This is a genomic window from Acinetobacter sp. AR2-3, assembly GCF_001878775.1.
GTDB lineage: Bacteria > Pseudomonadota > Gammaproteobacteria > Pseudomonadales > Moraxellaceae > Acinetobacter > Acinetobacter lwoffii_D.
In genome coordinates this window covers 1-7,615 of record NZ_MJIQ01000061.1, presented here as the reverse complement: position 1 = coordinate 7,615, position 7,615 = coordinate 1, and the positions used below count along the sequence as shown (strand labels likewise).

The following is a 7,615-nucleotide window of genomic DNA, read 5'->3' as shown; positions in this document are numbered from 1 at the left end:
GGTGGGAATCAGTTTCAGGATGATGGCGAGGATATACGTGGTAGCAATGCTGGTGGCGGAGTACGTGGTGTCATTCGGGATGGGTGCGATGAGGATGATGATCGTGGTAGCCGCTCTGGTGGCCGAGGACGTGGTCGCAGTCGTGATGACGACGATGACGATGATGATCGCGGTAGCCGCTCTGGTGGCCGAGGACGTGGTCGCAGCCGTGATGACGACGACGATGATGATGATCGCGGTAGCCGCTCTGGTGGCCGAGGACGTGGTCGCAGTCGTGATGACGATGATGATCGCGGTAGCCGCTCTGGTGGCCGAGGACGTGGTCGCAGCCGTGATGACGACGACGATGATGATCGTGGTAGCCGCTCTGGTGGCCGAGGACGTGGTCGCAGCCGTGATGACGACGACGATGATGATGATCGCGGTAGCCGCTCTGGTGGCCGAGGAAGAGGAAGTAATCCTCCGCGTGACGAACAAGGACGGTTTACTTCTCGATAATCAAGAATTTTTTAAAAAGCGTAGAATTAATTCTACGCTTTTTAATTTCTTATAAAACTTTTAGTGAAATAAATAAAACTAAATGAGGTAACGAATTTCAGGGAGTTGAAATGAAAAATAAAAGGATTTCTCCGGTTTTACATCTTATGTGTGGCCTTCCAGGCTCTGGGAAAACAACCTTAGCAAAGCAACTGTCAAAAGAATGTAATGCCGTACGCTTTTCTCCTGATGAATGGCTCTATAATCTTGGCTTAGATTTCTATGACGATGAGATAAGAATTCGAGTAGAAAAACTACAATGGCATTTTGCCCAGGAATTACTAAAATCTGGAAATAGTGTAATTCTTGAAAATGGCTTCTGGCTAAAAACTGAAAGAGATAGCTATCGATCTATAGCAAGTCAGTGGGGAGTGACTACTAAAATTCACTTTTTAGATATGAATCTGGACGAACTCAGAAATAGGATTATTGAAAGAAATAAGCTATGCATTCTAACAGTTCCTCTAGTCAATCTTGATAGCCTATCTAAGTGGGCTGCTCTCTTTGAACCTCCTGTTAAAGAAGAACTTTTATAGAATATTTGTTCAATCAAATAGGGGTAGAAAAATAGAAAATAAAAAAGCCTTATAGTCTCTCCCAAAACTATAAGGCTTATTAAGCGCTGTTGGTTTTTTCTTAATTACCTACTTTCCGATGTAAGTTAGCTGTTTTAGCCCTAATTCATACTTAGCACTTAGACGCTTTTTACCCGCTATCCTTAGCAGCTTATGAATGCAAATATTTTACTATTGGGTAAAAAATAGATATAAGACAAAAGACGTATATGGAAGGAATTCAGTATAAATACTTACTAATTTCGCATAATGCCCATTATTTTAAATGGATGAAGGCTTAACTAAAATAATAGTCGTAAATAATGTGTAACCCCTTCAGCCCCAAATCGTTACCCAGCAAATATCTACTCTATTTTTGACAAGATATTAGAATGAGGACATTATGCTAAAAGCTAAACCCAAAATTATTATAGAAGTGAACTTTGAACATAAATATTTGATAAAATATAATTTTTAAATAAATAATTAACTTCATGAAAAAATTAATTTTACCTATAGGAATTGTTCTTTTATTTATTAGTGGGTGTGATAGTTCTCCAACAATTACATCTTCAGAAGCCGTACAAGGTACAGCTCCTACGATGAATGCTTGTAAAAAAAGATTAATTGAAACTGCTGAAAAGTATAATGTTTCTTTCAATGTTTCTATTGAAAAAGATGATTATGTTTCTGCCAAAATCGTGAAAGATGGTATTCAAACTGATTTATTAGCAGTATGTGAAAAGTCAGGAAATTCTTATCGAGCAATGTTTCAAATTCCGGATGAACTACCTAAAGAAAGTTTAGAGAATAAACCAGATAGTTCTGAAGCTGATAAAGCACAATGTGTTCAATTAAGAAATGAATGGAATAAATTACAAAATAGTAATGATGAAAAGGACTGGAAGAAATCAGAAGAGTACTTAGCGGATTATAAGAATGCAGGTTGTTTTGAAAAATGTGGTCGTATGGTAGAGGATAAAGAGACAGCTGAAAAAGAAGTAGAATGTCAATAAAGGTCTGTTTTTCGGTAATAGGATTTAATTTTCCTAAAATTAACATACTACACCTTATACGAAATGCGTTATAATTATCCTTATAATTCAACGCTGTAGTTTCTAGTTTATAGCCCGAACATCCCTGTTCGGGCTTTTTTTATGATTTTTCACGTTCCACGATCAATAAGTAAGCAATGTTCCACGGGTTTATTCAGTTTTAATAAACCTCATCCGGTTTTTTGAGGAGTCATTATTTCAAGTGCTTGCACTGAAATTGGCTCATCAAAAAACTGGAGTCTTGGCTAACCATATGGAAGGAAAAAGCGGCTTAGGAAGCCTCTCTTCTTCTGTTCTGGTTCAACATGCTCCGGGATAGGAATACGCTTATTGTCTTGCTGAGGAGTAGTCAATTCGTCATAGTTCGTTGCTCGTTCCGACCGAGGATCCGTTGCTATATCCTGTTTAAAGCTCTGATCGGTAAAGGTAGTCATATTGGCTTTTGGTGCTTCTAGTAAGCGCTGCATAGCTTCAATCTGTTCTTGATAAAACGATTCACGTTCTAAAGATTGATTTTCTCTCTGTATTGCCTGATTTAATTGTTTTTCCAGTATGTCAACTTGACGTTTTAGTAAGTCAACTTCTGTCAAGTTTTGACTGTTAATTGATTGACTTTGATTGACTGTATCCTCTTTTTTTTGTGGTTCCCCAAAAACTCTTAGGGCCTCTGAAAAGTCAATTAATCCATCAGATCCTTTAGATAAATTTCCTTTGTTTATATGTGCATATATGGCTTGTCTTGAATATCCATAAAGCTTAGCTAACTCTGAAACTGACAGTTTTTTCATTATGTAAACCAGTTTTCAACTTGTGTTAATACCTGACTGTTAACTTAACAATTTCAATTAACAATGTCATTGAAATCCTAATTTTCTGAGTAAAGGAAGTAATTCCTTAAATTTCTCTGCATCTTGCAGCATGGCAGCTATACGTTCAGCAAACTGCTGATAGCTTTCTGTGCCTTGTGAATATTTACTCATCTCAGGAAGCTCTGAGAGCTTGTTGGCAAATAGATGGCGTTGTTTATCTGTTATTTTTGAAAAGAGGTCTAATGTATTCGGATCTCTTTTAGATTCGACTGAATGCGTGGCTGATTTTTTCTGTTTAAAGCTAAATGAAAAACCAGTAATAGATCTACCTGTTTTATGCTGTTCAACTTTGACAGTAATATCGGTATGTTCATTTACTTGTTTTAATGCAATGTCTAAAACATATTTTTTAAAATCATACATTCGTTTGTATTCAGTCTCGAGTACACCTATTTTTTGTCTAAAATCATACATAGTTATGAGAGGCGTTTTTCCAGTACTACGCCATGCAATCAATATTTCATATAAACGAACAGCATAAGCACTTGTTAAATTACTTATTTGTTGTATTTCATACTTTGTAAATTGTTCTTCTAACCTAGTAATTAAAGGCACAATAGCAGGGGCAAAAATAAGTCTAACGACAGCTTCATTATCAATATAAGCCACCTCGCTCACCCATCTTGATTTGTGATTAATAATGTTACCTTTTTCACTAAGACTCTGATAACTGAATTGTCTTGCAAACAAGTCATCGCAAGCATCTTTTAACGCCTGATAAGCCGTATTTCGATGTACACCAAACTGATTAATATAACTTTCAGCATGAACTGTTAGTGGATCATTAGCATTTATCCCTTTACCCGATTCCCTTGCTTCAACAATAGCTAGGAGAATTAACCTCTGTTCAACTAGATCGAGGTTATAACTGGCATTGATTAAGGCGTTATCTTTAACAACTAGTTCTGTTTTCATATGAAAAGATTATATTTTTAATTCAATAAGACGAGGTTATATAATTACCTCGCTTAATGCAAGGTAAACCTCGTTTTAATGCAAGGTAAACCTCGTTTTAATGCAAGGTAAACCTCGTTTTAATGCAAGGTAAACCTCGTTTTAATATCTCTAGAACCATTATGAATAAAGGATTACAGCTTAATTAAAAGCATTTAAAAGCTTAAAAATAATTAAAAGCCCAGGGAGTAAAAAATTGCCCTTGGTTTTCGCTACGCTCAAACTCTATTGAATCTCGCTTTCGCTCGATTCGTTGGGGCAATTTTTGGTTAATATTTTCGTGACTTTTAGAAAAAGCAAAAGCAACTCGGAATTCGCTGCGCTCATAAACTTTTTTTCTCGCTACGCTCGATTTAAGAATCAAATTTGGAAAGTTCGCACCCATGCGGGATGCTCTGGTATGCAGGTGATTGATGGATAGGGAGCTTGTAATCAGGGAAAGGAAAGGGCAAATTTTCTCAGTTCGCTCGTAGACACTCGCTCTGTTTAGCGACTCATGCCACGAGATTTCATTCTAGGCGCATGTTGCTGTGCTTTAAGTTGTTGTTCTTGTCTGAGTTTCAGCTGTTGTTCTGCTTTGATCTCATTCACACATTTTTTAATGACTTGATAGGTTGAGTATAGAGTCTGGTATTGCTTGGCTTTGGCCGGATGTTGTTGTTGGTACTGCTTCCAGGCATGTTCTTTGAACTTTTCATTTTCCAATAAATCCTTCACACCATGTTTTTTCTGGTGTTCATGCTGACCTTTTAGCTTTTTGTGTTCCTGATAAACCTCGTCACGTTGGGCTTCCCAGACTTTTTTTCCAAACAGTAAGGGTTTGTTCTGGGTTAATTCATTGTGTTGATCGACCAGACTTTGCAACTTGTCATGACTTTGTTTCAGTCTGTTTTTCAAGATGTCTTGGGCGAGCTGCTGACTAAACTCATTTTTATGCTTTTGCATCTTGCCCAAGGTGTTTTCTGCCTTTTTAAAAACATCCTGCATAAATTCTAGGTCTAGATTCGCGTCTTTTGCGCTGATTCCGCGATTTAGCACTTTGCCAAGGGTTTCCCTCTGTTTTTCTTCAATCAGGGCTTTTTCGTCAATTGGTGGCGTTTTAGCACTATTTTTGATTTGGATCTGCTGTTCAGTTTTTAGTGTATTGAGTTTGATCTCATTTTCAGCAATCAGCAGGTCCATATTTTTGCCGTATTGCAGCTGAGCCTGATTTCTCTGTTTGATTTCGTCATTGCTTCGGCTGATTTCGGTCTCAATCCCTTTTCGGCGCAGTTCGGTGACTTTCGGCCCTTCGTGCAGCGTGGCTTCTAAACCATTCTCCTGGTCTTTGTAGCTGCGGTGGTCGACTCGGGCAGTGTATCCAGCCAGATCCAGGTGCATATTGCAGATATCGGCAAAGTGTTCGCGCCAGTGTTCGATTTCTCCACTGTGTTTCTGATCCAGTTCTCGGGTTTTCTCGGTGAAGCCTTCCGGAGTAAGTTTGCGTGTGCTCATCAGGATATGCGCGTGATAATTGCGTTCATCACTACCAGATCCAGTATGCGGTGCATGAATACAGGCATCGACGGCCACCTGATGTCTATCCACGATACTGGCGCATAGCTCTTCGAGCATGGCCAGGCGTTGTTCCTGATTTAATTCAGTTGGAAAAGCGATTTCAAATTCTCGGGCAACTGTCGAGTTTTTTCGGGTTTCCCGTTGTTCAACTTCGTTCCAGAGTCTTTCCCGGTTTTTTAAATGTTCTGGTGCGCCTTCGGGTAAATAAATTTCTTTGTATTCCACACCAGTTTTTCGGCTGTAGTCATGTTCTCGGCCTTCACGTTCACAATAGATCTTTTCACCTGCCCGATAGGCAATCGCAGCAGTGGCGGAACGCCCTGCTGATCGTGCTACAGTTTTGACTGAAAAGTGGTAAATCGCCATGTCTATTTTTCGCTTTTAAATTTTCACGTAGTGAAATACAACCGTGAATACGGTTGTCGGGGTATTGGGGAGACCCCAATCGGACTTGCAAACGAAGTTTGCATAAGTGCGCTCTTCGAGGAAAACATTACTATACATATAGCACCTTGAATGCATATTCAAGTGCGCTTATGTTAGGGATGGTTTCCCAGGATGATGGTATTGTATTAATGAGCGTTACTGAAACACTAGACAGCAAAATCAAGGCACAGGAGGAAAAGCTAAAGCAGTTAAAGGCTCAAAGACAGGCAGCACTGGCAAGAGAACGTGCCAAAGAGAAAGAGCAGGCACGAAAGGATGATACCAGACGCAAGATTTTGATCGGATCCTGTATGTTAAAAATCACTGAAGATGATGAACAAGCCAGAGCAAAACTGATTGCTCAGATGGATAAGTATTTAACGGATGAAAGAGATCGTAAGCTGTTTGATCTGTCGGCAGTTAATTATTAATTTTTTGAAAAGATACATAGGAATTTGAAATGAGATTACTAATTGCTTTAATTTTTCCCTGGCTACTGTTTTTCACCATAGGACGACCATTTGCCGGCATCATTTGTTTGCTACTCCAGATTACAGTTTTAGGTTGGATCCCGGCTGCCATCTGGGCGGTCTATGCTTTGTCGCAATACAAGACTGATCAGAAAATTAAAAAAACAATTCGCTCATCATAAATAGTGTAATTGTATGATTTTTAGATCTGATTGATTTTGTGATTTCCATCACACTTATCCATAAGTGAATGATCAGATTGTGAGGATTATTTGAGCAATAAGTGATTTAATAAATTTTATAACAATAATTATAAAACTCCAGAGGGAAAGAAATTAATCCTCTAATTCTTAGTTATAAAAATAATTAAAACAAGAATTAGAGGGTTTCATTTTTATCAAATTCACTCTATTTTTTGCCATAAAGCTCCTATCCAATATCGGTATGGAGCTATTTTTTGACTTCGAATAAGATTTCTATATTAAACAAATAAATGAAAGGCCCATGAATCGTACCTTTTGTATTGCGTTAATCCTATGTAACCTATTGTTTACTTTATATTTAATATACTTTTTCTTTGCAGGTGATAATGCTAGGATTAAAGTTGCATTATATTAATCACTAAAAATGAAAAATCTTCAAATAGTTATAGCACAAGCTCTATATTCGTATGAGCCGGGACATATTGAGCAATCGATAAGCGAAGAGATCAACAACACTATATTAGAAATATTGGTTAATGATGGACCTTTTGAAAAAATTGATAGTTACTTATATTCAAAAAAAGATCCTAAAAAAATTTTAAAGAGCTCTATACCTTACGTAATAGCTCTCTTAGAAAGAGCAAAATATAGAGTAGAAAAAGCTCAGCAAAATAACCTTAGCCCTTTCCATGCCTGCTTATACGTGATCAACAAAATTGAATTATTTATCAAATACTTAAATGCTAAAATTTAACTCCTATAGTCTTCATTTAACATACTAACGATTACAAGAAGTGAGGTCTCTTAGACCTCATTTTTTTGACTTCGCATAAGAGATTTTATGTTAAATTAGTTGTTGTGTAGCACGTATGTGCTACAATGGCTTTAGCCAAATCAATGAACTGACTACTGAACTGACTACTGAACTGACTACTGAACTGACTACTGAACTACATCTCTCTCTTATACACATCTCCGAGCCCACGAGAC

9 protein-coding genes and 1 pseudogene are annotated in these 7,615 nt (G+C 37.7%); 6 read left to right on the top strand and 4 right to left on the bottom strand.

What is annotated here, in order from left to right; genetic code table 11:
* The 3 genes and pseudogenes from BFN00_RS12350 to BFN00_RS15980 form a co-directional block, all read left to right on the top strand.
* Positions 1 to 498: pseudogene (locus BFN00_RS12350) on the top strand (KGG domain-containing protein); the annotation flags it as partial.
* Between the two features lie 110 nt (positions 499 to 608).
* Complete coding sequence (locus tag BFN00_RS12345; protein ID WP_071851948.1) at positions 609 to 1,073, top strand: P-loop nucleotide/nucleoside kinase family protein; 465 nt, start codon at positions 609 to 611, stop codon at positions 1,071 to 1,073.
* Positions 1,074 to 1,585: 512 nt separating this feature from the next.
* A complete protein-coding gene (locus BFN00_RS15980; RefSeq protein ID WP_171260801.1) occupies positions 1,586 to 2,107 on the top strand; it encodes a hypothetical protein in 522 nt (173 codons plus the stop codon).
* Positions 2,108 to 2,391: 284 nt separating this feature from the next.
* Here the strand turns inward: BFN00_RS15980 and BFN00_RS12335 are convergent, their stop codons facing one another.
* The 4 genes from BFN00_RS12335 to mobQ all read right to left on the bottom strand — a co-directional run bounded on the left by BFN00_RS12335 (position 2,392) and on the right by mobQ (position 5,892).
* Positions 2,392 to 2,934 (bottom strand): plasmid replication DNA-binding protein, encoded by a 543-nt coding sequence (locus tag BFN00_RS12335; protein ID WP_071851944.1) that lies wholly within the window; start codon positions 2,932 to 2,934, stop codon positions 2,392 to 2,394.
* Between the two features lie 66 nt (positions 2,935 to 3,000).
* The gene (gene repM / locus BFN00_RS12330) at positions 3,001 to 3,930 is read right to left on the bottom strand and encodes a replication initiation protein RepM (protein WP_071851942.1); all 930 of its coding nucleotides are present in this window, start codon (positions 3,928 to 3,930) and stop codon (positions 3,001 to 3,003) included.
* Between the two features lie 202 nt (positions 3,931 to 4,132).
* Positions 4,133 to 4,354, bottom strand: a complete 222-nt coding sequence (locus BFN00_RS12325) for a hypothetical protein (protein WP_071851940.1) — start codon at positions 4,352 to 4,354, stop codon at positions 4,133 to 4,135.
* A 101-nt stretch (positions 4,355 to 4,455) separates the two neighbouring features.
* Complete coding sequence (mobQ, locus tag BFN00_RS12320) at positions 4,456 to 5,892, bottom strand: MobQ family relaxase (RefSeq protein ID WP_071851938.1); 1,437 nt, start codon at positions 5,890 to 5,892, stop codon at positions 4,456 to 4,458.
* A 209-nt stretch (positions 5,893 to 6,101) separates the two neighbouring features.
* Here mobQ and BFN00_RS12315 point away from each other — a divergent pair, with 209 nt between their 5' ends.
* The 3 genes from BFN00_RS12315 (at position 6,102) to BFN00_RS12305 (ending at position 7,379) form a co-directional block, all read left to right on the top strand.
* Positions 6,102 to 6,383 (top strand): DUF8583 domain-containing protein, encoded by a 282-nt coding sequence (locus tag BFN00_RS12315; protein WP_071851970.1) that lies wholly within the window; start codon positions 6,102 to 6,104, stop codon positions 6,381 to 6,383.
* A gap of 29 nt (positions 6,384 to 6,412) precedes the next feature.
* A complete protein-coding gene (locus BFN00_RS12310; RefSeq protein ID WP_004282197.1) occupies positions 6,413 to 6,604 on the top strand; it encodes a YqaE/Pmp3 family membrane protein in 192 nt (63 codons plus the stop codon).
* A gap of 445 nt (positions 6,605 to 7,049) precedes the next feature.
* Positions 7,050 to 7,379: a hypothetical protein gene (locus BFN00_RS12305; RefSeq protein WP_071851936.1), complete on the top strand. Its 330-nt coding sequence runs from the start codon at positions 7,050 to 7,052 to the stop codon at positions 7,377 to 7,379.
* Positions 7,380 to 7,615: the final 236 nt, after the last annotated feature.